Origin of the sequence: Psychrobacter sp. ANT_H56B, assembly GCF_008369245.1 — a bacterium.
GTDB lineage: Bacteria > Pseudomonadota > Gammaproteobacteria > Pseudomonadales > Moraxellaceae > Psychrobacter > Psychrobacter cryohalolentis.
Genome location: NZ_VOBF01000004.1, coordinates 68,618 through 92,516 on the forward strand (window position 1 = coordinate 68,618; position 23,899 = coordinate 92,516).

General features: G+C 40.3%; 25 protein-coding genes, 1 tRNA gene and 1 pseudogene. 13 read left to right on the forward strand and 14 right to left on the reverse strand.

The window, feature by feature from the left end; all coding sequences use genetic code 11:
* Positions 1–57 precede the first annotated feature (57 nt).
* From FQ082_RS06975 to FQ082_RS06995, 5 genes are all read left to right on the forward strand, one after another.
* Positions 58–684 (forward strand): ATP-binding cassette domain-containing protein, encoded by a 627-nt coding sequence (locus FQ082_RS06975; RefSeq protein ID WP_149408640.1) that lies wholly within the window; start codon positions 58–60, stop codon positions 682–684.
* Positions 685–817: 133 nt separating this feature from the next.
* Positions 818–1,477 carry a CDP-alcohol phosphatidyltransferase family protein gene (locus FQ082_RS06980; RefSeq protein WP_149408641.1) on the forward strand — a complete coding sequence of 220 codons (660 nt, stop codon included), beginning with the start codon at positions 818–820 and terminating at the stop codon, positions 1,475–1,477.
* Positions 1,467–2,285 carry a sterol desaturase family protein gene (locus tag FQ082_RS06985; protein WP_149408642.1) on the forward strand — a complete coding sequence of 273 codons (819 nt, stop codon included), beginning with the start codon at positions 1,467–1,469 and terminating at the stop codon, positions 2,283–2,285. Before FQ082_RS06980 ends, FQ082_RS06985 begins: the two co-directional genes overlap by 11 nt.
* A gap of 275 nt (positions 2,286–2,560) precedes the next feature.
* On the forward strand, positions 2,561–3,115 hold the full coding sequence (locus FQ082_RS06990; protein WP_149408643.1) for a carboxymuconolactone decarboxylase family protein: 555 nt from the start codon (positions 2,561–2,563) through the stop codon (positions 3,113–3,115).
* A gap of 153 nt (positions 3,116–3,268) precedes the next feature.
* Positions 3,269–3,922: a DsbA family oxidoreductase gene (locus tag FQ082_RS06995; RefSeq protein ID WP_149408644.1), complete on the forward strand. Its 654-nt coding sequence runs from the start codon at positions 3,269–3,271 to the stop codon at positions 3,920–3,922.
* A gap of 216 nt (positions 3,923–4,138) precedes the next feature.
* Here FQ082_RS06995 and FQ082_RS07000 read toward each other — a convergent pair whose 3' ends face one another.
* Positions 4,139–4,747 (reverse strand): TetR/AcrR family transcriptional regulator, encoded by a 609-nt coding sequence (locus tag FQ082_RS07000; RefSeq protein ID WP_149408645.1) that lies wholly within the window; start codon positions 4,745–4,747, stop codon positions 4,139–4,141.
* Positions 4,748–4,931: 184 nt separating this feature from the next.
* Between FQ082_RS07000 and FQ082_RS07005 the strand changes: the two genes are divergently transcribed.
* Complete coding sequence (locus tag FQ082_RS07005) at positions 4,932–5,630, forward strand: haloacid dehalogenase type II (RefSeq protein WP_149408646.1); 699 nt, start codon at positions 4,932–4,934, stop codon at positions 5,628–5,630.
* 187 nt (positions 5,631–5,817) lie between these two features.
* Entirely contained in the window at positions 5,818–6,351 is a 534-nt protein-coding gene (locus FQ082_RS07010; RefSeq protein WP_149408647.1) for a DUF2058 domain-containing protein, read from the forward strand.
* A gap of 96 nt (positions 6,352–6,447) precedes the next feature.
* Here FQ082_RS07010 and FQ082_RS07015 read toward each other — a convergent pair whose 3' ends face one another.
* From FQ082_RS07015 to FQ082_RS07025, 3 genes are all read right to left on the reverse strand, one after another.
* Positions 6,448–8,238, reverse strand: coding sequence for a potassium/proton antiporter (locus FQ082_RS07015; protein WP_149408648.1), 1,791 nt, complete (start codon positions 8,236–8,238; stop codon positions 6,448–6,450).
* A gap of 240 nt (positions 8,239–8,478) precedes the next feature.
* Positions 8,479–8,850 carry a GlpM family protein gene (locus tag FQ082_RS07020; protein ID WP_262498173.1) on the reverse strand — a complete coding sequence of 124 codons (372 nt, stop codon included), beginning with the start codon at positions 8,848–8,850 and terminating at the stop codon, positions 8,479–8,481.
* A 149-nt stretch (positions 8,851–8,999) separates the two neighbouring features.
* The gene (locus FQ082_RS07025) at positions 9,000–10,670 is read right to left on the reverse strand and encodes an alpha-keto acid decarboxylase family protein (RefSeq protein ID WP_149492549.1); all 1,671 of its coding nucleotides are present in this window, start codon (positions 10,668–10,670) and stop codon (positions 9,000–9,002) included.
* 252 nt (positions 10,671–10,922) lie between these two features.
* On the opposite strand from FQ082_RS07025, the gene FQ082_RS07030 reads away from it, so the two are divergent.
* Positions 10,923–10,997: transfer RNA gene (locus tag FQ082_RS07030), tRNA-Gly, on the forward strand.
* A 496-nt stretch (positions 10,998–11,493) separates the two neighbouring features.
* Here FQ082_RS07030 and FQ082_RS07035 read toward each other — a convergent pair.
* Positions 11,494–11,730: a helix-turn-helix domain-containing protein gene (locus tag FQ082_RS07035; protein ID WP_149492550.1), complete on the reverse strand. Its 237-nt coding sequence runs from the start codon at positions 11,728–11,730 to the stop codon at positions 11,494–11,496.
* Between the two features lie 122 nt (positions 11,731–11,852).
* Here FQ082_RS07035 and FQ082_RS07040 point away from each other — a divergent pair, with 122 nt between their 5' ends.
* Genes FQ082_RS07040 through FQ082_RS07055 form a run of 4 tightly spaced genes read left to right on the forward strand, consistent with a single transcriptional unit; the run spans position 11,853 to position 13,936 of the window.
* Positions 11,853–12,068 carry a hypothetical protein gene (locus tag FQ082_RS07040; RefSeq protein ID WP_149492551.1) on the forward strand — a complete coding sequence of 72 codons (216 nt, stop codon included), beginning with the start codon at positions 11,853–11,855 and terminating at the stop codon, positions 12,066–12,068.
* Between the two features lie 26 nt (positions 12,069–12,094).
* Positions 12,095–13,318, forward strand: a complete 1,224-nt coding sequence (locus FQ082_RS07045) for an Arm DNA-binding domain-containing protein (RefSeq protein WP_149492552.1) — start codon at positions 12,095–12,097, stop codon at positions 13,316–13,318.
* Positions 13,315–13,608, forward strand: coding sequence for a hypothetical protein (locus FQ082_RS07050; protein ID WP_149492553.1), 294 nt, complete (start codon positions 13,315–13,317; stop codon positions 13,606–13,608). The genes FQ082_RS07045 and FQ082_RS07050 overlap by 4 nt, the downstream gene beginning before the upstream one ends.
* Positions 13,571–13,936 (forward strand): hypothetical protein, encoded by a 366-nt coding sequence (locus FQ082_RS07055; RefSeq protein ID WP_262498174.1) that lies wholly within the window; start codon positions 13,571–13,573, stop codon positions 13,934–13,936. The genes FQ082_RS07050 and FQ082_RS07055 overlap by 38 nt, the downstream gene beginning before the upstream one ends.
* 266 nt (positions 13,937–14,202) lie before the next feature.
* On the opposite strand, the gene FQ082_RS07060 is transcribed toward FQ082_RS07055, so the two are convergent.
* The 9 genes from FQ082_RS07060 to FQ082_RS07100 all read right to left on the reverse strand — a co-directional run bounded on the left by FQ082_RS07060 (position 14,203) and on the right by FQ082_RS07100 (position 23,108).
* Positions 14,203–15,444, reverse strand: coding sequence for a PD-(D/E)XK nuclease family protein (locus FQ082_RS07060; RefSeq protein ID WP_149492554.1), 1,242 nt, complete (start codon positions 15,442–15,444; stop codon positions 14,203–14,205).
* Between the two features lie 36 nt (positions 15,445–15,480).
* Entirely contained in the window at positions 15,481–15,927 is a 447-nt protein-coding gene (locus tag FQ082_RS07065) for a DUF1810 domain-containing protein (RefSeq protein ID WP_149492555.1), read from the reverse strand.
* 230 nt (positions 15,928–16,157) lie between these two features.
* Positions 16,158–17,165: a leucine-rich repeat domain-containing protein gene (locus FQ082_RS07070; protein ID WP_149492556.1), complete on the reverse strand. Its 1,008-nt coding sequence runs from the start codon at positions 17,163–17,165 to the stop codon at positions 16,158–16,160.
* 30 nt (positions 17,166–17,195) lie between these two features.
* Positions 17,196–18,461, reverse strand: a complete 1,266-nt coding sequence (locus FQ082_RS07075) for a PD-(D/E)XK nuclease family protein (protein WP_188018924.1) — start codon at positions 18,459–18,461, stop codon at positions 17,196–17,198.
* 51 nt (positions 18,462–18,512) lie between these two features.
* On the reverse strand, positions 18,513–19,601 hold the full coding sequence (locus tag FQ082_RS07080) for a helix-turn-helix transcriptional regulator (protein WP_149492558.1): 1,089 nt from the start codon (positions 19,599–19,601) through the stop codon (positions 18,513–18,515).
* A gap of 61 nt (positions 19,602–19,662) precedes the next feature.
* Positions 19,663–20,520, reverse strand: a complete 858-nt coding sequence (locus FQ082_RS07085) for a PP2C family protein-serine/threonine phosphatase (protein ID WP_149492559.1) — start codon at positions 20,518–20,520, stop codon at positions 19,663–19,665.
* Positions 20,521–20,660: 140 nt separating this feature from the next.
* Positions 20,661–21,302: a hypothetical protein gene (locus FQ082_RS07090; protein ID WP_149492560.1), complete on the reverse strand. Its 642-nt coding sequence runs from the start codon at positions 21,300–21,302 to the stop codon at positions 20,661–20,663.
* A 293-nt stretch (positions 21,303–21,595) separates the two neighbouring features.
* Positions 21,596–22,180, reverse strand: coding sequence for an alpha/beta hydrolase (locus FQ082_RS07095; RefSeq protein WP_149492561.1), 585 nt, complete (start codon positions 22,178–22,180; stop codon positions 21,596–21,598).
* 13 nt (positions 22,181–22,193) lie between these two features.
* Complete coding sequence (locus tag FQ082_RS07100) at positions 22,194–23,108, reverse strand: hypothetical protein (protein WP_149492562.1); 915 nt, start codon at positions 23,106–23,108, stop codon at positions 22,194–22,196.
* Positions 23,109–23,579: 471 nt separating this feature from the next.
* Between FQ082_RS07100 and FQ082_RS07105 the strand changes: the two are divergent.
* Positions 23,580–23,792: pseudogene (locus FQ082_RS07105) on the forward strand (IS3 family transposase); the annotation flags it as partial.
* Positions 23,793–23,899 lie beyond the last annotated feature (107 nt).

The following is a 23,899-nucleotide window of genomic DNA, read 5'->3' on the forward strand; positions in this document are numbered from 1 at the left end:
GAACTGAAGATTTTTTTAACTGGCTATATTTTTAATTGACTACATAAAGGCGCTTTAATGCAATCATCTTTAGAGATAAAAAATCTACAGCTCTTTCGAGAAGATAAATTGCTCCTTCAGTTAGATGAGCAGATTGAGGGTGGTGATATTCTCACTATCATGGGTCCATCTGGTAGTGGCAAATCAAGTTTGTTAAATTGGATGACCGGCACTTTGCCGAGCGGTTTGAGTGCCACGGGTGAGGTTTGGCTACATGGTCAAAACATCAGTCACCTGCCCGCGCATTTACGCCATATCGGTGTTTTGTATCAAGATGCGCTGTTATTCTCGCATTTATCGGTTGCAGGAAATATTGCCTTTTCAATGCCTAAAGGCAATAAAAAGCAGCGCTTTGAGCAAATAGCAGACACACTTGAACAAGTCGGTTTGGCAGATATGGCAAATCGACATCCCGATAGCTTATCTGGGGGTCAGCAAGCACGCGTTGCACTGCTGCGCACTCTATTGAGCCAGCCTAAGGCAATATTACTAGACGAGCCTTTTAGCAAACTTGATAGTCAGCTTAGAGCGGAAACCCAACAATTGGTATTCAGTCAAATCCGTCAGCATAAGTTACCTACTATCATGGTTACCCATGACCATAGCGATGCTGAAGCAGCAAACGGTAAAATCATTCGCCTTTAATAAGAAAGCGTTTGCCTGATAAACAGCCTTTAGCTTTTGATAAAATAAAAAGCTTGATAAACAATACTTAGAAACCAGTATAAAAAGTTCGACTGCTTGCTTCTAAAAGAATGACGATACAAAAGGCAGAAATATGCTCGATAAGTTTATTACACCCATCATCAAGCCTCTATTAGAGCCATTGGTCGTGCTATTTTATAAGGGCGGTGTTACCGCAGATCAGTTGACTGTCACTGGTTTTCTCACTGGTATGTTGGCGTTGCCATTGATTGCTTTTGAGCTGTGGTATGCAGCACTAATCGCGATTATATTAAACCGTGTTTTTGATGGATTAGATGGTGCATTGGCACGTTATGCTGAGCAAAGCTCAAGTGCGGGCGGCTATTTAGACATTACCCTAGATTTTTTATTCTATGCAGCGGTGCCACTCGGCTTTGTATTGGTTAATCCCGAGCAAAACGCCATTGCAGGCGCATTATTATTAGCCGCTTTTATTGGTACTGGCTCTAGCTTTTTGGCATTTGCTATTGCTGCTGAAAAATTTCAATTAGATAAGCCGCAATTTAAATATAAGAGCTTTTATTATCTAAATGGTCTCACTGAGGGTACTGAAACCATTGTTTTGTTTATCGCCTTTTGTATTTGGCCACAGCACTTTGTGGTATTAGCTAGTATTTTTGCAGCGGCGTGTGCGGTTACTATTATGACTCGTATATATGGCGGTTATCATACGCTTAAACGGCTCGAAACCGATATACATAAGCCCATTAAGGAGGTCAGTAATGGCGAATGAGATGTGGTGGCGTTTGGGCTTTTTCTTTAGCATATTGGTCATTATGATGTTCATTGAGCATAGGCATCCCGCACGTCAATCACCAATTAAGAGTAGCACACGTTGGTTTGCTAATCTTGGATTAGTATTTGCCTCTTCTTTTGTTGCGCGTTTGGCAGTCCCCATTGGGCTGACAACGGTCGCCATTTATAATCAAGAAAACGGTATCGGTTTATTTAATTTAATTGAGATACCGAATATCGCGGCGATTATTTTAAGCTTATTGTTGCTTGATATGGTTATCTACTGGCAACATCGCTTGTTTCATGGAGTGCCGCTTCTCTGGCGCTTGCACCGTGTCCATCACGCTGATGCGCACATCGATGCCAGCACCGGGCTTAGATTTCATCCTATCGAAATTGTCTTAAGCATATTGCTTAAGCTCGTTGTCATTAGTGTGCTTGGTGTCCCTGCTATCGTGGTACTTATATTCGAGATTGCCTTAAATGGGTTGGCTATGTTTAATCATGCCAATATTCGTCTGCCACCAGTGATTGAGAAGCCTTTACGCATGATTCTAGTCACGCAAATCTTACACCGTATTCATCACAGCCAACGGGCCAGTGAGACCAACTCCAACTACGGTTTTAGTGTGACTTGGTGGGACAGGCTCTTCGGTAGTTATAAAAGTAACGCGTCAAAACCTGACCAAGCATTAGATATTGGTTTAAAAGAGTATCCCGATGCCAAGCAAAATGCCTCACTATGGGGGTTGTTGCTCATGCCTTTTAAAAATAAACCCTCTAAAAATCAATCCAATCAAAAGTAGATGCAGCATCTAACCATCACTAAACGGGTAAATAAGAACAATTAATTGCTAGCAAAACCTTTAATTGTTAACCAGCGTTACAAATATTTGAGCAATCATTCAATTTATATTTGAGTGATTGCTCAAAATCATTTATAGTGATGTCAGTTATCAAGTAGAAGGTGATACCTTTACGATAACGAGCTCTAACTTTAATCACATATTATCTTTATTTTTCAACCTGAATGATTGAATAAAATTTTAATACTATTACTAATACCAAATAGGAATTATATATGACTGACTTTACATTACATGACAAACAAAGCGCGCCAGCAGAAAGCACAGCACTACTTGATGTCTCAATCAATGCATTTGGTATGGTTCCAAACTTACATGCCGTAATGGCTGAAGCGCCTGGATTGCTTGAAGGCTACCAACGTCTACATCAATTGTTCTTAGACAGCAGCTTTGATGACGAAGAGACTACGGTAGTATGGCAAACCATCAACGTCGAGCATGAATGTCATTATTGTGTGCCAGCTCATACTGGTATTGCCAAAAGCATGAAAGTCGATGATGCTATCACTGATGCATTACGTGACGAGACGCCACTACCAACTGCAAAACTAGAAGCTTTACGTGACTTTACTCTATCTGTGGTTCGTGATCGTGGCAATGTCAATGATGACGCTGTACAAGCGTTTTTGGACGCAGGATTCACTAAGCGTCAAGTGCTAGAAGTGATATTAGCAACAGCACAGAAAGTAATGAGTAACTACACCAACCATCTGGCTAATACGCCAATCGATAAGCCTTTTCAAAAATTTGAATGGCATAAGGCTGACTAATTAAAGCTGACTGATTGTGTAAAATACAAAGGGCTATTCTAGATTATTTTATTTAGGATAGCCTTTTGTATAATGCCTATAAGAAAACATCATATACAAGTAAGTACAGTATATAAGAAGACCATTTATCTAAGCATACAATAAGGAGCCACTATGAGTAATTTAAAAAAACCATTACGAATAGATATCGTGTCGGACGTGGTCTGCCCTTGGTGCGCTATAGGCTATGGACAGTTGGCCGAAGCACTCAAACAAACCAATACTGAGTATGAGATTCATTGGCATCCGTTTGAGCTTAATCCTGATACACCAAGCGAAGGACGAAACTATCGTGATCATATCGCTAAGAAATACGGCTCAAGTCGAGAAGAATCTGATGCCAGCCGCGCTAAAATGACTGAGGCTGGTCGTGAGGTAGGCTTTGCGTTTAACTTTACTGAAGAGAGTCGCACTTATAATACCTTTGCTATGCATCAACTACTGCACTGGGCCGATCAGCAAGGGTACGCGCATGATTTAAAGCAAGCCTTGTTCGCGGCTCACTTTACTCACGCTAGAGATATTTCTAACAAAGAAGTCTTAGCCGATATCGTAGCAGAGATTGGTTTAGATCGTAGTGAGGCGCTAGCGGTATTAGCAGATCAACGCTTTGCTGAAGACGTCCGCAATGCTCAACAACAGTGGAGGCAGCAAGGCATTCAAAGCGTACCTTCTGTTATCTTTAACCAAAAACACTTGGTTAGCGGTGCTCAAGGGGTCGAGAATTTCAAAAGTATTTTGCAGCAATTAGCGGACATGCCACAATAGATGTATCTCTAATTAATAATAAAAATACTCTGCAAAATTTAAAACTAAAAAGGCTACTTAAACTTTCAAGTAGCCTTTTTTTACACCTGCTATTATACAAATGACCGTTAATATCCATACTCATGTTCGATTTTCAGCTTACATGACCATCATACTAGCGAACGTACGCTTATTCAGACTCATCATTTAAACTAAACTTGGCCACTAGGCATCGTTTTAACCCACAGACTCATTATTGCGCAAGCTTTCTATAGAAGAGGCCATATCCTCTGCAAGTGCATGAACCGCTGCACTATCAACATCGCGCTGAGCAAAAGCACGCAGTCCCATAACCTCGGCTTGTAATCGACGGGCCAACCTCAGTGGATCGAGTGTGTCATCCAGCTCTCCTAGCTGCTGCGCTTCCACAAAACATGCGGCAAAACGCGCCTCCATACCCGCTAGTAATTTTTCAACTTTCTCTAGCGCTAACTGTTCACGGGCACCAAGCTCAAGCAGACTTTTAACCAGCATACATGCCCGACTGGGCAGATTTTTTTCGCGGATACCGCCAAGCTGACGCATGTAAGCTGCCAATCCTAATAAAGGGGATTCATAGCTGCCTAATGTACGCTCAAGCTCCTTTAGCCCTGCCTGCGCATAGTAATCAAGCGCTTCTTGAAACAATCCATCTTTATTACCAAAAGCGGCATAAATACTGCCCGGTCGCATATCAAGCGCTTGCTCGATATCCTTTAAAGAGGTTGCATGAAAGCCTTTTTGCCAAAACAGCTGTATGGCCCGCTCTAATGCTTCATGACGATTATATAGTGTGGTACGTGACATAATATTCCAATTTTTGTCCCATGATTTTAGACAATAAAGTAAACATGGTTATACAATTTGAGTGACTACTCAATTTTATCTTGAATGATTACTCAAGTCCAGCTAAAGTAAGTTTGCCGAATGTCTTTATTATATTATCAATATATCACTAGTAAGGCTTACTTGTATTAAAAAAGGAACTTTTATGTCCTCTATCTACTCAGCTCCGATTATCGTATTCGATGTCAACGAAACCTTACTCGATATCGAGACGCTCACGCCCTTATTCACGCGCTTATTTGGCGATAATAACAGACTTAGAGAGTGGTTCGGGCAATTGGTACTTTATTCGCAAACCATGACTTTATCTGGTCTCTACACACCTTTTGGCGAGCTTGGCATGGGTGCCTTGCAAATGACCGCAGATATTCATGCCGTTACGCTAACAGAAGAAGATGTACAGGAGTTTAAGCAGCGCATGAGTGAGATGTCAGCTCACCCTGACGCTATCCCTGCTTTGACCAAACTACGTGATGCAGGATTTAGATTAGTGACCTTGACCAACTCAGCGCCCAGCGTCTCCTCTCCGACACCGCTTGAAAAAGCAGGACTGAGTGAATTCTTTGAGCAGAATTTTAGTGTTGCAAACGTCAGCCAATTTAAACCTGCAGCGGCAACATATCAGATGGTCGCTCGCGAGCTGTCCGTTGAGACCTCAGAGCTATGTCTTGTCGCTTGTCATCTCTGGGATGTTATTGGTGCTCAAGCTGCTGGCTGCCAAGGGGCTTTCGTAACCCGACCTTATAACGCGCTACTTTCGGCAACCAATGTACCAAAACCAGACTTCATCGCTTCAGACCTCATCACCCTCGCTGAACACATTATTAATCATCAAAGCTCTTAGGCCGATGGACAACAATTTATGGCAATTACCCTAGATAGTTATATGACTCACTTATCTGACAGACGATTTTTTAATAAAAAACTTTGGGATTACCGTATTTGATGACATCTCTTGGCAGAATTTGTTACCATGACTGATGACGATTTATATCATTTCACTTAGGTAGTTTCATTTAGGTAATGCAGATATGGCAAAAAATGCCCTACAGGCTCAACTTCTAAAAGCAGGTTTGGTTGATAGTAAAAAAGCCAATAAAATAAGCAAACAGGCGCAACACGCTAAGCGCACTGGTGATGCATCAAATATCGAAGCTAAAAAGGCCTTGGCAGATGCCCAAGCTAAAAAGCTAGAAAAAGACCAAAAGCTCAATCAAGAAAAACAGCGAGTCTTAGAAGAGAAGATGCTAAAAGCAAATATCGTTCAAATGATTAAGCAGCATCAATTGACTGAGACAAACGGCGATATCAGCTATCAGTTTGTCGACGATACCAAAGTCAAAAAAATCTCTATTACTCAAAAGCTATATGATCAAATTGTGGCAGGTCATGTGGTCATCGCCCGTTTAGATGACAGCTATGCCCTACTACCGCGCCCGCTTGCCGATCGTATCGATTCAAAGATGACAGGTTTTATGGTGGTATCAAACGATACTGCAGAAGATGAGCTAGCAGCAGACGATCCGTATGCCGCTTATGTGATTCCAGATGATTTGATGTGGTAATCATCACTATAAGTAATGCTATTGAAAAGCTCTATTGATAATCAATAGGGCTTTTTTGCGCAGGCATCTCAGCTGAGATTTATACATAGAAAAAAATCACATCGCCTTGGCAAACTCTTGATGCTTTAAACCAATCGTTCTGAGCTTTCCTTTATCATCCACTTCTTTGATGACCAATGACCACTCATCACTGATAGCAACCATATCGCCTGATACTGGCTTCATATCTAAGTTATCTATGACATATTCAGCGACCGTTTGCTCCCACATATTTTTTGAGCTGTCTTCAGGTTTTGACTTTAGCTTATCGACAAGCGACTCAGACGCCATGATACCGGTAAAAAACGGTAAATCTCCAAGCTTTACACTTGGTGATAGTAACCAATCACCATAAAAGTCATCGATGGCTTTACGATCGAGTGTTGTGTCATTGAAAATCTTGGCAATTTGACTGGCATGATTACCCCTCATCGCATACCAGACTCTATCCCCGCATTTGAGCTTGGTCGTTTCTTCGACCATCACAATGTGTTGCCTACGTACCAAAGCAAAGATGCTAATTTCATCAGGGCTAACATGGTTAGAGATACCCATTGGATGACGGTCAATTGCAAATGCGCCAGGTTTTACTTCAAATTCATATAAGGTAATACTTGCCTTATCAGATACCCAGACTTCATGCTCTTCTTCTGGGTCTTTATTGCTCGGGATACGTACTTTGAACAAATTCGCCATGATAGGAATGGTAGTGCCTTGTAAAATCAATGACAGAACCACCACACCAAAAGCAATATCAAATAGCATAAAGGCACCATCTATGCCCGCCATCACTGGCAAAATGGCAAGGGTAATGGGAACCGCGCCGCGCAGCCCTACCCAAGAGATAAAGCCGATTTCTCTGTCTTTAAATTTAAAAGGTTTGACACTCGTATAGACAGCGATAGGACGAGCAATCAAAATCATAAAGGCGGCAATAGCGACCGAATAATACCAAACATCAAGAACGTTCGATGGCGTCACGAGCAAACCTAGCACCACAAACAGCACCGCCTGTGACAACCAAGCAAAGCTATCCATCACCCGCATGACATGCTCAGTTGAGCGTACTTTATGGTTACCAATCAGCACACCGGTCAGATAAATTGCCAAAAATCCACTACCACCGATAAGGTTGGTCGCAGCAAATACTGCCAAGCCAGCAGACATAATTAAGATGGCATACATGCCCTCTGCCAAATGTACCTTGGGTAATAGTCTTGCTAATAAATAACCGAACAGTAAACCCATCCCCAAGCCAAAGCTGAGCTGCTGTAATAGTAATCCTAAAAAGCCCAGTACCGTTTGCCCTGCGGGATCGACATTTAAGGCAATCAATCCTGTCACAAGTAAAATAGCCAAAGGGTCGTTGGCGCCTGACTCTAGCTCCAGTGTGGCTTGTACACGGTCGTTAAGCTTAACGCCACCATTACGCAGCAATGAAAATACCGCTGCAGCATCGGTCGAACCGACAATCGCTGCCATTAATAGACCAAAACGCCAATCGACATCGAGCAGCCAAGTCACGAATACGCCCAGTATCATGACAGTAGCGAGGACACCCCAAGTCGCTAAGGTTACTGCAGGCTTAAGACCGACTCGAAAAGACTTAAAAGAGGTACGTAGACCACCATCTAACAAGATACAAGCTAAAGCAGCCTGCCCGACAAAATTAGCAATAGCATATTGGGAAAACTCGATACCTAAGATACCCTCTTCGCCCGCCAGCATTCCTACCATTAAAAACAATAGCAATAAAGGAACGCCCAAACGCGCTGACAAGGTACTTGCCATAATACTGGCAAAAATTAATACTGCTCCTACGAAATAAAGGATATTTAAGGTATCCATCTTTTTTTAAGCCCTATGTTTGTCAGTTATGATGAGTCGCGCTGGTGCGAGAGTATTGACCTTACTTTTCTGTAAATAGCATGACGCAACCATCCTTAAGCATAACATCGTTGACCAAATATAGAGAACCTGTCTGCAAAGAACCCTCTTCAAAATCCTTTAAATACCTTTATCTGAATTTATCCGCTTCTAGAATGCCATTTTCGCACTATTGCGAGCACTGCCCGTTTCCAACTATCATTAAGCTTGAATGTATTGCCACGTAAGTACTAATATAGCCGCTGCAATTGTCCAAGCGACGGTGCCCAATAAAAGTGCCTTATATAAGCTGACGTAGCTGATGCTAAAAAAGACTACAAAGGTATAGATAAGATGAGGGATGACGCCGAGCATACTAAATATTAAGGCGACCTTTAAATCAGCTGGGCTACGCTCAGTACCCACAATAAAGTGACTGATTAACGTAAACGTGGGGAAAAGTGGCGCAAGCGCCGCCAAATAGAAGAATCTGGTTTGCGCAAATAATTGAATCGCTAATACCATTAAGGCACCAATAAGCATTTTCAGCCAAATCATAATAAGGTATGTCCCTTTGAGTGTTAATGGCTGCATACAGCCCAACCTATCATGATACTAAAGTATGCAAATTGACATAAGCAGTATCTCTAGTTAGTTGGTCGATATCGAAAAAAATCCTCAAAAAAGCCCATTGAGTCATTAAACTCAATGGGCTTTTTTTAATTGAAATTTATTAAATAGACTTAATTAGCTTTTGGCTTAAGCGCAGCACTGATATCGGCTAATAGTGGCGGGATATCATGCTTACCAGCGATGACTTCCAACATAACTAACTTGTCTTTGGCGGCAGCGGCTTGCTTGAGAGCCTCTTTTAACTCACCTGCTGTTTCTGCTTTTAATAGCAGACTATTATCATCGGTGGCACCAAACGCTTTTGGCATCAACTGCCAGTCACATTTAGGAATGTCGTTATAGTACTGGTTTTCACCATGAATCGCGCGCTCAACGGTATAGCCATCATTGTTAATCAGTACAATCACCGGGTTGATGCGTGCTTGAATCATTACCGCAATTTCTTGGATGGTTAATAAAGCAGAACCATCACCAATGAGTAAAATACTACGCTTATGCGGTGAAGCAATGGCACCACCTAAACTCGCAGGCAAAGTATAACCAATAGAACCCCACATCGGCTGACCATAAGACGTCACGCCTTCTGGCAGACGCACATCACTGATACCAAAATAGGCAGTACCTTGTTCTGAAAACACCAAGTTTTTATCATCGAGCGCATCGGCAATGATATGCCATAAATCATCTTGACGGATAGCCTCATCATCCTTGCCATGTTGCTCATGCGGCTTTACCTCTTCACAGAACTGCTTCGGTACAATATTAATATCTGAGGTCATTACCTCATGCAGTGTTTTTAGAGCATCTTTTAGGGCAATGGGCGCAAAGTTTTTGCCTGCGATACTCGCACGCTCATAATGCAGGTCAACCACCACGTTTTCATCAATATCTTGGCTAAAACCTGCAGTAGTAGTATCAGTATATTGCACACCAATTTTTATCAAACACTCACAGTTTTCGACCATATCCTTAACGACAGGACGCGATGCCACGCCTGCATAGGTGCCTGCCCAACGCTCACTATTTTCATCAAGCAAAGTTTTGCCCCACGATAACGTCGTATAAGGAATGTCAGTATCGGCAATCAAAGCCTTAAGCTGATTTTGCAGACCCAAACGATGCACCATCAAATCTGCCATGAGCGTCGTGGTTTTATTGGGTAAAAATTCTATCAGCGCTTGTTTAAAGTCTGCTAACGCCGCTTGGCTAGTAATGTCTTCCTCACTATCGATAAGTTTGGTCGTTGGCGGATAAATTGGCGTTTTTGCTACATCTGGTGATAGTAATAAATAGCCTGGGCGATGCTTTTTGAGAATCAAGCGAATCACGCGGTCAATCTCTGAGGCAGCATTTTCAGGCGTAATCTGTGCCCGTGCTACCGTAACCGGCTCTACCATTTTGATAAAATGATTGAACACGCCATCACCAAGTGAGTGATGGATGCGACGCTTTGAATCTTGTAATGCTGTACTTGGCGCGCCTACGATATGAAGCACTGGCGCATACTCCGCAAACGAGCCTGCGGTGGCATTGATAGCGGACAGCTCACCCACTCCAAAGGTTGTCACCATCGCCGCAAACCCACGCTCACGTGCATAGCCATCTGCTGCGTAACCAGCATTTAACTCATTGGTATTACCTACCCAGCGTAATTTATCTGAGGCAAGTACATTATCTAAAAACGTTAGATTAAAATCACCAGGTACGCCAAATACCTCTGACGCACCTGCTTCTGCGACACGATCAAACAAATAATCAGCGATGGTATATTGTTGACTCATACTACTTATCCTTAAGTGTTATGTTTATTAATCATAAATATGATAAAAGTAATTATAAAACTGCATTCCAGCCTATTTATAGAAAGCAAAGCTTTTGGAATATAGATTATAACAATCTGTTATAACATAGATAGACGATGCGATAATATGCCAATCTACTATCTTTTGCTTTTTTTCATACTAGCTGTTGACACACCAAAAAAACTGCGTATAATACGCCATCATCAACTGACGATAGTTAATTGATAATTAGCGGGAATAGCTCAGTGGTAGAGCATAACCTTGCCAAGGTTGGGGTCGAGAGTTCGAATCTCTTTTCCCGCTCCAAATACTTAAAAAGCCTCACTTAACAGTGAGGCTTTTTTTTGTCTAATTTTCGGGGGTTGTAGAGAAATTCTCGAGATATATTCTTGAATATAGTTAAGCTTATCTACTCAGTCAAAAAGCTCATTTTCGGTGCGGTGCCCATTTGGTGCCCAAACCGTGCCCTGCCCTAAAACTGCGTATACGTATCTGACCACAACCTAGCTACTTTTGGTTCAAAAACCATCATGACACCTAACCTAGTGAATTTGGCACTATGCTGATTTTTGAACCCAACCTCAATTCAGCAAAAATCAATTAAAGTTACAAGATGAAAATACATTTCATTCCTTTAAAAAATTGTGGCATCCGTATTTATAATAATACCTAAAATTAATCTTTGTCTTAAAAGAGACCCCAACTTATTATTCGAAGCAAATCTCTGCAAGTAAGTGCTTTCGCTACACTAGCTTTATATTAGCTAGCAGCTCCATATCAGAGACTATTCTTAGTAGTCTCTTTATCTCTCGTCTGAAGAATCCTGTTTAGAAACTTCATCTGGAACATACTTCAAAATATCCCCTGGCGTTACCTTTAATACTTCGCACAACTTGCTTAGAGTATCAAATTCTATGCGAGTAGTTTCGTCGTTATAAATTCTATGCAATGTTGATTTACTAATATCTGTCGTTCTAACTAAGTCTGCGACTCGCAACCTTCTTTCTGCTAAAAGAACTGGTAAGTTACACAAAATCACAATAAATTCCTTATTGGTAAGTAAAAAGTAATTGCCAATGACTACTTTTCTGTTAGTATAGTACTCGTTGGCAACAACAAAGTGTTTATCAAAAACTATTTAATACTGACTGGAGAATCATTATGTCACAGACTTATCTCACTACTCAAGAACTAGCCGAACGTATCAAATACGACGCACGTACTATCCGCAATCAAATGAAAGACACTGTTTTGATTGAAAACATTCACTACATCCGTCCTTTTGGCGGTCGTAAGATTTTATATGTCTGGGAGCGTATCGAAGAAGATATGTGTAAGCCAGTGATGAGTGCCATCAATGGTATGGCTTTACAGTAAGTTTTATTTAAACAAGGAGATTAACAATGGCATCAGTAAGAGCAAGGCGTGGCAAACTATTCATAGATTTCACATATATGAATATTCGTTGCCGTGAGACAACTAACTTCCCTGATACTCCGGCAAACGTTAAAAAGCTGGCTTTAATAGCAAAAAAAATGGAAGCAGAAATAACCCTAGGCATCTTCGACTATGGCGCCTACTTTCCGAAGAGTACGCGTTTAAAAGAGATGACAGCACTGGCTGATAGAGCGGAAGCTTGTATCAGTCGCAATCCAACCTTTAGGCAGTTTTCCGATATTTTTTATGAAGAGAAGAAGATTGAATGGCGGCCGAGTTATCGGCAAAAGACGCAGATTATCTTGGATAAGTACTTACTACCTGAGTTTGGTGGCAAAGCGGTACATGCGATAAAAAAACCAGACTTGCTGACCTTCCGTAGCTCTCTCGCCAAAGTTCGTTACGGTAAATATGGTCAGTCAAGTCTGTCAGTAGCACGGATCAACCAGATCATGATACTTCTTCGTATGATACTAGAAGAAGCATCAGATCGCCATGAGTTTGAGATGCCTTATAAAAATATTAAGAATCTCAAACAAGCTCGTCCTGATGTGAGTCCTTTTACGTTAGATGAGGTATGGCTGATTTTAAAGCATGTCCGTGCTGATTATAAGCCCTACTACACCATCCGCTTTTTTACAGGAATGCGTACCAGTGAGATTGATGGGCTTAAGTGGGACTGTATTAACTTTGATAGGCGTGAGATCAGTATTAGAGGCGCGTTAGTCAATGGGGAAATGGGACCAACCAAGACGTTGGGCTCACAACGTGATATTGCAATGTCGCAGTTGGTCTATGACGCCTTGTTAGAACAAAAGGCACGTACCTTTGGTAAGTCAGAGTTTGTGTTTTGCAATTCACAAGGCAATCCGATGGAGTACCGTAATGTGAATCGGAGGGTATGGAAACCCACGCTTGCCCTACTCGGTCTTAAACATAGGCGAGCTTATCAGACTCGGCACACAGCAGCGACACTTTGGCTGGCTGCTGGTGAGAATCCTGAGTGGATAGCTCGGCAGATGGGTCACAGTAGTACGGAGATGCTGTTTCGGGTGTATAGCCGTTATGTGCCTGATATTACCCGTCAGGATGGCTCAGCGATGGATAACTTGCTACTCGCGAGCAAGGAGAAGTTAACCAGCGCATTGAATAGCTCTAATGCACAAACTGACAAGGAGACGTCACAATGAAAATCATCAATTATGAAGAGCTGTTTGGTGAGTTTAAATCCGACGGTGCAATCAGTGAGGATGCGAATGAGATTGCTAATGCATTGATGCGTGAGTTGTATGTTTCATCGGGTAATAACCTCGCACGCTTCTTAGGAGTAAAGCGCTGCTTTAATAACGATATGGCGATGCGTGTATGGGTGCAGAAGCGCTTGGATGCGAATCTTGACTATGTGATAGAGGATATGCGTTGTCAGCTTCAGAGCGAGCTTTATGAGCTATTACCGCACTCTGACTATGTCGGCTACTGAGGAGAACATGATGGGTGTAAAACTTCAGCCGAATATGACGCAGAACGCGCGAGATCTAAATATCTGTGAGGATTATTGGGCATATGATAACGAAAATGATTATATCGCGCATGTAGAAACCGTCTGTGAGAAGTATGATATTAGCGCACAAGTACTATTCAAGACAATCGGTGAGTGTTTTGCTTATTTAGATGATGTGCGATGCGAGTACTGTGGTTATGTTTGTCCTCTACAGATACCAGCAGACATCCCTTATATGCGCTCAAAAGACAGTTGGTGCTGTGAGGTATGTGAGCATGCTGTATGGCGGGAACATAATCATAGATAAGTCGTTCAAATTTTAAAGCCAGACAGCTTATGTTGTCTGGCTTTTTTCTGGATGATATATCTTGGGGCTGTACCGATTTAATGTATCATTGCTAAGTAGGACTAGAAGTCAAAAGAACTTAGACTACAAAACACCATGAAAAAAAAGATATAGTTTAATTATTATCTTCAATCTGCGTAACCAAGGTCTCTCAAGTTATTGTCTACGAATTTGACAGCATGGATCATGATTATTGAGTAAAGCATTCTAAAACTAGATTCTTCTAATCAATATTTGATAAAACAATCATTGGCTTTTAAGATGTTAAAAACCTTGTCCATTTCTTCTAAAATCTTATCTGCCATTGTGCCTTGATTTATCATTAGCCATGCCTCACTCGAACCCTTCCAATCCTGTGGACAAAAGTAATAGTATGCTGGCCATGATGGTGATGAAAGGACCTTCCTATCTGTTAAGACGTCATTTAAAACTGTTTTCATTTTTTCCGTATATGGACAAGCTCTTGCTGCTTCTGCGGAAATAAACGCAATGCCTAAACATGGGCGATCAAAATTTGCACCTTGAAACTCAAAGCAGATATATCCATTATCATAACCAGGTATTAGGAAATAAATCTGTTCATATCTTTTACCGTTACCAATATAACTAACATCCACCTCATAATCAGTTTTTTTACATTTTGCTAATAAGTCTATTTTCAGCTTTGCTATAAGCTCTTTCTTCATGCGATCTACTGTATTAGACACCTTGATACTGGCATCGATGGTAGCTGCATCTTTTTTAATAATATTTAAAACCGCATTATCTTCATTCATATCTTCGATACCCATAAACTGTTTTTGAATAAATTTAACTAGCTGCGCGATAAATTCACTGACGCTGTGATTCTGGCATTCAACTTGGCAAACTTTAAGCCAATCAATTAAGTCACTATAACGAAGAGAACTATATTGATTATTATTGATCCATTCCTCTAAAGTAATAGAGTCGACACTTTTCTTATCAGGTGTATCTTTATACTCGTTTAGATAAATAAGATGCCAAGCAGTATGCCTTCTACTCTCAAGCTCAATAGCATAATCTTTCATTTGCTCAAACTGGTCTACCGCATAGGGCTTATTCTCAATACAGATACCATAGCTATTATCACCCACCTGACAGCTCAAATAAATATCCATACGGCGTTGGGTATTGCTTTTCCCAGTTACTTCTTCAAGAAAAACTTCCGTTTTCTCAAGGTTATTAAGAAAAACTTGCCTTTCAGGAGTTTTATACATACTGGGTAAGCAATGCTCAACAAATAGTCTTAAAAAGGTTTCTTGCTGTGCATGACTGCCTCTAGGATCAAGAAGAGCCGCTAAAATACGGCTAAGTCCCAACTCATCCGTATTGATATAATCAAAAGTATTAAAATCTGGTGAAAGCTGCCGGCTATAAAGTGCTTGTGCTGTCTCTAAAGAACTTATCTTTTGGCTCACTTCGTTTATCAAACTTTGTACTGTGCTCATAATCACATGTCCTTTTAGAGTATCATTCAGTTTTATTTACTTAGCTTGTTGATCATTGATTTGCTTTAATATTCTGATAGAGTTTATATCGTAACTGCCTTCAAAATACTGATCCAAAAGCTCGTTAAAAACACATTTTTTGTTAGAGGACGCTAAAGTAAACAGTGTAAGCGAAGAGTGTAATTTCAGCGTATCGATTGATCCGAAAATTTCTAAAGCGCTTTTATCAGGATGCAACAATAATAATTCAGCACACTCTCTCAACCGTGCTCCAAGCACGTCGTGCTGCAAATACTCCTTTGCTTGCTCTAAACTTTCTATTGCAAAACGCCGAGCCATTGTACTGAGTCCCAAGCCTTTCACCTGTGGAAAAATGAACCACATCCAATGCGTACGCTTCTGCCCTTCGGTTAACTCGTTAATAACCGATGGATAAATAGTATTTTGAGCTTGGATAAAATCATTAAATAAAGCTGTACTCATATCTCTCACCTTCTATATTCCTTGCTTCTTAAGTAATAATCGTTTGCCAATGATGCCTACAATTTTATTTAAGCTATATTTATACTTAATACAGTAGAATTACTTAAAAATCGATACAGTGCGACTGGGATGAGTTTTTCATAGCCTCTGTGATAACAGCAAGCAAGGAAAATTTATACCAGTCGCACATAGCTATAACGTCTCGCTTTTATTTTGAACTAACTATACAACTACGAAACCATATATATCATACCCATCCAACAGTACTCAGTCTTATCGACAACTTCTGTATTATAGAAAGTATGTTCATCTTTTATACCCATTTTACCAAAAGCATCTACTACAATTTGAAAGTTATCAAGCGTAAATTCGCGGTTACTTTCAGCTTGAAACATCATAGAGTTTATAGTGATATCTTCAGGAATTTGATTAATAATCTGACTGAGTACTTGGTCTGATTTAGACATTCCTAATGCACTAGCTTGTATAAACTTAGCAGGTTTCGCAAAACTTAGCGCCTCTTCAACGTCTGTATAGGGTATAGCCGTAAACTCATTGCAAAATGTATCTTTAAACATCTTCATGACTTGTTGTACTTCATCAGGCTTGCAAATAATAATGCCATCCACCACATCAAATTGCTTGATAGTTTTTTCAGTCGTTTGCAGACCGAATAAAAATTCTGGTGCTGTCTTTTGCTTCAGATCAATTAATTTATTTTCATCCCAATCATCATTAACAAGGAAAAAAACAAATGCGGCTAAGTCATATTCGCTTATTTGCGCCGTATACAACTTTGTAAAAGTGATATTTTTAATCCACAATTCATTGTTACGATATCTTTCAATGACAGCTGTTGGTAATCGACTAATTAACTGATTAGGAACATCTATTAGGCGAAGATTCTCAAGATTAGCGATGCTATCAGGAAACTCCTGTACTTTATGACTATTAACCGTAAGCTCCTCTAACTCATTTAACTGCCCTACTGACTCTGGTAAACGCTCAAGTGATTCACAGTTTAGCGTCAGCTTAGTTAAGTTGTATAAGTAGCCAATACTTTCAGGTAGCTTAGTTAATTGGCTACAATCAATACTCAGGTCTGTTAACGCCAATAAAGTAGCGTGATCACGTGGCAACACTTCATCAGGAATCGCAACCTTATCAGCCCATGCCCACAGCTCTGTCAGCCATGGCTCTATAGCGTTGTTTCCGACTTTACTATTCAGCTCTGACATATAATGGGCTTCCTTGTTTATTTAGAAAAATTATTTATTTAATAAATTATTATCGTTTAAAACTTTATAGTACCCATCAAGCTGTTCAATAATTTTATTTGCCATCTCACCGTTATGAATTTGTTCCCACGGCTCAGTTTTAGACCACCAATCATGGGGTTCAAAACTGTACCAAGCACACCAATAACCATCCTTTGATTTATCTTCTTCTGCTTTTATATTTTCACTAGCAATACTATCGCTAGATTTACACTTACTCAGAATTTTTTCATAATATTCATAGTCTGGTGTTGCATCTTTATTAGCTATAAAGATACCCAAATAAGGGTAATTAAAAACCGTACCGCCAAAACCCAAACAAAGATCTAGAGCACTTTTTTTAATATTAAAGGTAATTTGCTCTTCTCGATTAACACCCTTTAGGTCAGTTTTAATCATTGAATAAGGTTTACTTTTTTCTTCAATAATCGTAATAAGATCACGCTGCAATTTCTCGATGAGTTGCTTTTTCATTTCATGAGCACTTAAAGCAATTTTTAATGCGCTAGCTATATTTTCTTGGCTAGATAACATTGTATTCAATACAGACTGTGCTTCATTCATATCTTCAATCCCCATAAATTGCTTTTGAATAAAATTGATTAACTGTGCAATAAACTCACTAACACTATGATTCTGGCATTCTACTTGACACGCTTTGAGCCAACCTACTAAGCCACTAAATCGAAGATGGCTATATTGCCTCTCATTTTTCAACGCTTCTAATTTACTCGTATCAATACTGTATTTGCTCGGACCTTCATCAGACTCATTAAGGTAAACAAGGTGCCAAGCCTTGTGGCTTCTTTTTTCAAGCTCTTCTGCATAATCCTTCAACTGTTCAAACTGGTCTGCCGCATAAGGTTTGTTTTCAATACAAATACCGTAACTGTCATCACCCACCTGACATTGTAGATAAATATCCATACGGCGTTGAGTATTGCTTTTTACAGTGATCTCTTCAAGAAAAACATCTGTCTTCTCAAGATTATTAAGAAAAACCTGCCTTTCTGAAGTTTTATACATATCTGGCAAACAATGCTCAACAAATAGTCTTAAAAAGGTTTCTTGCTGTGCATGACTGCCTTTTGGATCAAGCAAAGCCGCTAAGATACGACTAAGTCCTAATTCATCGGTATTGATATAATCAAAAGTATTAAAATCTGGTGAAAGCTGACGACTATAGAGTGCTTGCGCTGTCTCTAAAGCTTGGATTTTTTGACTCACTTCATTTATTAAGGTTTGGACTTCGCTCACAATTACACTTCCTTATAATTTATTAACAGCTGTTTAGTACATAGTATTTTATTAATGCTCATAAAGCTCTATCCCACTCTGCAAGCGCTCAAGGATCACTGTTTTCAGCTCACTTGGCTCAACGACCACGGCCAGCTGCGACATACTGACCAGCCAATCTTGCAGACGCTTAGTATTGGCAACAGTAGCACTTACCTGATTCCAAGTATCATCTATCATAGTAATCTGCTGATCTTGCGATAATGGACGCTCATAAAGATGCTGACAGGCATATTTTTGCACCCTTAAAACCAGTTTGATCTGAACACTATCAGTAGGTTCTAACTTACCTAATTTATTCAAGTTATCTAATGAAAAAATATCTCGTCCTACCCAGTCAGGTACTTGCTTATCTATGACTACTGCCTCAGTGATACGATTGATTGCAAAGTTACGATGCGCTTTTATCAGTACCTCATCATCAATATGATCATCAGTAGGATTAAAGCTTGTGAGATAAACCATATTATCTATAAAGATAAGTCCTTTGGGGTAGATGACTCTTTCAGCAGAACTGCCATGCCATTTATTTTGATAACTTATTTTAAGTTGCAGTCTATTTAGCAGAGCTTGGTGAATACTTGCCATTACGTCATTCTTAAGCGTCGGTGCTTGTACGATACTAGGTAAGGTAATGAGATGATCTTGCCATTGTCCTAGCTTACTTCGATGGAAACCATCCTTGTTGTGCCGGCCTAATTGGGTAAGTTTATCTGTGATACTTTGTTTAAAAGATACTGGTAAATAGTTTGCGGTATATTTATCTAGCATTTCCCAAAAGAACACCGTTTGCTCATTGATAATATCGATATTGAAGCTCGGCTCAATATAAAAGCGTGCTTTCTGTCCACTAATATTCTGACCCCATGCTGGCACTCGAATTAAAGCGTCACTATAAAAAATATCGTTAAATATTTGATTTAAGCCAATTAGATCATTCTCTAAGTTTTTACGTTCGTTAGCAAAATTATCTGAATCATCACCATAACCAACCATAAGCTCTGTTAATGACATAGCATCAGCTTCACTCCGAGGCAGACATTGATATAAAGCGAATAGACGTGTCGACTTTGTATAGCTTGCGATTGGGTGTGTGGGCATATGGGTTTCTCAGTTAAATCGTTCAATGGTAAGTTTATAGCTTCATTATTAAAACAATGATTCAATCAAAACGAACCAAAATCGCGGTGCCATTATCATAAGCATTGCCCTCTGAATCATAAACTTGGTTTTTAAGAGTGATTAGCCAATGCTGTAAATCAGTCTCCGCACTGACAGGTTGCCACTCATGACTTGGCACTAAATCATGAATGCCATCCGTACAAACCAACATACAATCGCCACTATTAACATCAATCGTTCGAGACATACTTTCTGGCGCTTCACTGCTTGTATAACTATCATCACTGGTCAATGCAAAGCATTCAGTGATGATATATAAACTCCCTGCCATCCCTTCTCGATTATAGTCTGCAAACTCTGCATAGCGGCCTTGCTCTTGTGCTTGCTGATCAATAAGCTCATTTAACAAGTTATGATCGCGTGTCAGGCACTGCCACTGTGATGCGTCTTTAGTCAGCCAGTAAACACGACTGTCACCGACATGCGTTATCGTCGCCTCTATTGTCCCAATACTATCTAACTCTCCGACAATCATAGCAAGGGTCGCCGCTGCACCATGACGCTTTGATGAATGCTTGGTTTTATTAATCAGCTGATGAAGACCCTCTGAACGGATGCTCTTCTGCTCACTCCACAGCCGACTAATCGCTTTTACCACCGCCTTTGAGCAATGCTGTGAATGATTGGAGCTGGCAACACCGTCAGAGACTGCTAAACAAAAAGGAAGCTCGACTGATGTCACTGTCATCACGCCTAAGTCTTCTTGATACCAATTATCTAAAAAGAAAAAAGCGTCTTGTTGCAGGTTATTGCTGGCATTACCTTGGAAGGTGATTGCACAGGCTTGTGCTGTAGGAAGCATATTTTGGGCTGCATGGTTATTTGAAGAAATATTCATGATGTTGAGCCTATATATTTATTATAAAGGCTAGTATAGCAAACAACCTATAAAATTATTTACTAGGTTAAAGGTTATTTAGCCTCATGTTGGTTCAATGACTGCTAATCAATAGACGGGTTATAACTTATATAGCAAACCTACTGAGACTCGGGCAGTCCATACTCAACTCTATCAACACTCTCATTACGCTGTTTAACAATCAGTCGATAGCCTTTAATAACCCCGTCATATGACAAATTATCGTGATACTTTTTATAGTGCTCAGCAATACACTTTTGTATTATCGATTCACGCTCTACGTTATCCATCTTGGCAATGTCCTCAGGCAGGTAAGCATTCGCTTTACTACTAGCTACGCCGCGGGACATCCAATTTGCACCGCCACTAAACGTAAAATCGACATCTGCGCTTAACCTATACCTCGGCAGCGGATAGGGATAATGTGCTAAGTCATACTCGATTTGAGCGATATTGTCTGCAAACGTCTCGTATGGTATATCGAGCACTACAAGCAGGGCTGTTAAGAATTCGTGCGCAGTGAAGTACGTATCAATATTAGTGGCATTTAGTCCCAGTATTTCACTAGACAATACATGCCGCAGACGATCACAGGCGGGAATAGTATGTTTAAGAGAATACCCCATCGCTGCGACAATATCTTGCGCCCGTAGCGCAAGCTTACCTATTTGACTAACAGCATATTTTGCCAAAGGATGACGTGGACTATAACGACTGGTATATTTAAGATGAGTGGTATTTTGACTTTTGATAATGGACATAGGTGACTCCTGCACTCCGACAACAAAGTATGAGAAAAGGATATAAGGTAAGCTAACTTCAGCTCATCAATTCAGGCATGAATCGCCTTGTCAGAGTGCAGGCTCATGCGCTTTACCAGAGTTGTTTTATATCGTGCTGGAAGTTGCAAGGTTTGTAGACTCATCATTGATTAACCATAACAGTTGGCATCTACAAAACCATTAAACCCACGATAGCTTTTTATAATTACTATTGATAACAGTTCTTAATCTAAGTAATAAGAGCATATCAAAAAGAATGATATTAATTGTGGTTAGTCTTCACCATGAAAGGTGGCCTCGTCCATCCAAATGATAGGGTCTTCGCACAGATGGACTAGGTGATACCAAATATCTTCGCTACGAGCAATACGGTGATGACCGCGCTCAAAATACTCCACTTCCCAACTGTCAGGCAAATTCACTAACGTTCGTCTAGCGACGGCCACATCCAAAGACTCATCATCGACCTCTATCATCACTCGCATCATCTCAGTGTTAGAAGTAGGAAAAGACAGTTTCATATCAGCCACTTGAGGAATACGATCGGCTAATACTTCACTGGGATAGATGCAGGGCGCAATCAATAGCGCACGCAGATTGTATTTGTGTGCGAAATGATTGGCGAACCATGCACCAAGTGAATGTCCTGCCAAGACCACTCTAGGATACTGATTCATTTTCTCTTGAATCAACGTCTCATAAATATCAAATACGCCTTCAAAGTTATCTCGGTAGCTAACGGTTTGGCAGTACTTAGGTTCACGTTTGATACAAGTGTATTTACTGGTCTCATTACTCGAATCTAAACCGTGAAAGAACAGTAAGAATGTGTCGTTATTCTCAATAGGGAACATCATCGCTTTCTCCTTTTTAATGATTAACCACCCACTCTTTATACAAGTCGAAAATCTCCGCACAAGCCTTCACTGGAATATTCTTAGCAAAGCCCTCGTTAAACCAGAAATCATAAACGGCTTGTATAATCTCTTTTACCGCATCAGCATCACTAGGCTTTAGCTCTTGTAATTTATGGGCAATGTCTTTGGCCTGTATATCAGACTCGTTATAGGGCGCGCTCCAGCCCACACAATAACGGTACAGCACATCATTAATGGCTAGTACAAATAGGGCATCAGCCACCCCAAGAGACTCAGTCAGACTATCTAAGACCCAACAGCGTTCTTCATACAGTAAAGGCTCTATCGGTATCTCACCCCGATCAGACATACAGTCACAACTGACCATATGTGAGGGCTTGCTAAAGTCATTCCACAGCAGGGGGTAGTTCCCACCGATTCCACCTTTTTCAACCACATTAAAATGCCAAACTGCATAATCGCTATTATGACTATCAACCCCTTTAAAGGGAACATCAATAAACCACTGCATCATCTCATCACTATCATACATAATATGATAGCTTCCGATACGCACGCCTTGATTGGGCAATACATCAGTGTATAACCGGTCTATATCATCAGCATAAAAAGTCACTTTATCTAAATTTTCAACACTGACATCACCAAGCTTGGCACCCGCTTCATTTAAGTTCCGATATAGCTTAAATGGCGCTACAAAGTGTAGCGTCTGATCGGTATTATTAACAAAATAGATATCATCTTCATAGTCGTTAACAGACACGCTAGTGAGATAGAACAGTGGGATTTTAAGAGATGGAGATTTACCATCATTCGGTAGTGAGGGTAAACTTGAGAGTCTTGATACACCTGACCACTGTACATTGTCTATGCGTTTTTGCTCGAAAGTGTATTTTGTATTCGTCATAGGATTGTCCTTATTATTTTAAAGGCAGTTTGCTAGTAGCGTTTTTTATTATGGTGGTTAAAGCTTTAAGTCAGCCGTGTCTGTCCGCCGCTTTTTGAGCAACGTTATAGGAGCAAGATGAGTGAGTTAATTTGTTTAAGCTTGGTTTTTTGACAATAAGAGGTTTATTACCAGCATTTTTATGCAGGCTATATTTGATTGCTTATGTTTACTGATGATTAGGATGGTAATAGTTAATACCAATTAAGAGCTTTTTAGTGTGAACGAAAATAGTAGAGTTATAAGGTGAAGCGTTGCGCTTCGAGGGTTAACTCTATGTCACGATATTTCGTCATTTCTTCCTGACTCAATAACTATAGTATAAAAAACAATGAAAAGAAAGAAATTAAAGTGCGGCTTGCGACAACTGTTGTCGCTTAGGCATAGTAAAATCTCCCGAGTTAATTTCTACGGATTTGACAGCAGGGATCAGGTAATTGTTATGACAATGCGCCAATAGAAAGCTTCTGGGGCGTGTTAAAGAATGAGCTTGTGTATCATCAAGACTATAAAACAAGGTTTGCAGCCATCAGCGATATCATTGGATATATTGAGCTGTACTATAACCAAACGAGGATTCGAAAGGGTTTGGGCAATCGATCGCCAATACAGATATGGCTTGATTACTATCGTCAGGCTGCGTAACTAAAATCTCCCAAATTTGACTGTACGGAATTGACGGCAGGGGTCAGCAAGGGTTAATGATCTCAGAATGATGCTATTTGATGGTGTTGTAAATTTCGAGCTTGGGT

Bases quoted from the DNA above. Each gene is read 5' to 3' on its own strand.
- FQ082_RS06975 (WP_149408640.1), top strand. From the start codon at position 58: ATGCAATCATCTTTAGAGATAAAAAATCTACAGCTCTTTCGAGAAGAT.
- FQ082_RS06980 (WP_149408641.1), top strand. From the start codon at position 818: ATGCTCGATAAGTTTATTACACCCATCATCAAGCCTCTATTAGAGCCA.
- FQ082_RS06985 (WP_149408642.1), top strand. From the start codon at position 1,467: ATGGCGAATGAGATGTGGTGGCGTTTGGGCTTTTTCTTTAGCATATTG.
- FQ082_RS06990 (WP_149408643.1), top strand. From the start codon at position 2,561: ATGACTGACTTTACATTACATGACAAACAAAGCGCGCCAGCAGAAAGC.
- FQ082_RS06995 (WP_149408644.1), top strand. From the start codon at position 3,269: ATGAGTAATTTAAAAAAACCATTACGAATAGATATCGTGTCGGACGTG.
- FQ082_RS07000 (WP_149408645.1), bottom strand. From the start codon at position 4,747: ATGTCACGTACCACACTATATAATCGTCATGAAGCATTAGAGCGGGCC.
- FQ082_RS07005 (WP_149408646.1), top strand. From the start codon at position 4,932: ATGTCCTCTATCTACTCAGCTCCGATTATCGTATTCGATGTCAACGAA.
- FQ082_RS07010 (WP_149408647.1), top strand. From the start codon at position 5,818: ATGGCAAAAAATGCCCTACAGGCTCAACTTCTAAAAGCAGGTTTGGTT.
- FQ082_RS07015 (WP_149408648.1), bottom strand. From the start codon at position 8,238: ATGGATACCTTAAATATCCTTTATTTCGTAGGAGCAGTATTAATTTTT.
- FQ082_RS07020 (WP_262498173.1), bottom strand. From the start codon at position 8,850: ATGCAGCCATTAACACTCAAAGGGACATACCTTATTATGATTTGGCTG.
- FQ082_RS07025 (WP_149492549.1), bottom strand. From the start codon at position 10,670: ATGAGTCAACAATATACCATCGCTGATTATTTGTTTGATCGTGTCGCA.
- FQ082_RS07040 (WP_149492551.1), top strand. From the start codon at position 11,853: ATGTCACAGACTTATCTCACTACTCAAGAACTAGCCGAACGTATCAAA.
- FQ082_RS07045 (WP_149492552.1), top strand. From the start codon at position 12,095: ATGGCATCAGTAAGAGCAAGGCGTGGCAAACTATTCATAGATTTCACA.
- FQ082_RS07050 (WP_149492553.1), top strand. From the start codon at position 13,315: ATGAAAATCATCAATTATGAAGAGCTGTTTGGTGAGTTTAAATCCGAC.
- FQ082_RS07055 (WP_262498174.1), top strand. From the start codon at position 13,571: ATGAGCTATTACCGCACTCTGACTATGTCGGCTACTGAGGAGAACATG.
- FQ082_RS07060 (WP_149492554.1), bottom strand. From the start codon at position 15,444: ATGAGCACAGTACAAAGTTTGATAAACGAAGTGAGCCAAAAGATAAGT.
- FQ082_RS07065 (WP_149492555.1), bottom strand. From the start codon at position 15,927: ATGAGTACAGCTTTATTTAATGATTTTATCCAAGCTCAAAATACTATT.
- FQ082_RS07070 (WP_149492556.1), bottom strand. From the start codon at position 17,165: ATGTCAGAGCTGAATAGTAAAGTCGGAAACAACGCTATAGAGCCATGG.
- FQ082_RS07080 (WP_149492558.1), bottom strand. From the start codon at position 19,601: ATGCCCACACACCCAATCGCAAGCTATACAAAGTCGACACGTCTATTC.
- FQ082_RS07085 (WP_149492559.1), bottom strand. From the start codon at position 20,520: ATGAATATTTCTTCAAATAACCATGCAGCCCAAAATATGCTTCCTACA.
- FQ082_RS07090 (WP_149492560.1), bottom strand. From the start codon at position 21,302: ATGTCCATTATCAAAAGTCAAAATACCACTCATCTTAAATATACCAGT.
- FQ082_RS07095 (WP_149492561.1), bottom strand. From the start codon at position 22,180: ATGATGTTCCCTATTGAGAATAACGACACATTCTTACTGTTCTTTCAC.
- FQ082_RS07100 (WP_149492562.1), bottom strand. From the start codon at position 23,108: ATGACGAATACAAAATACACTTTCGAGCAAAAACGCATAGACAATGTA.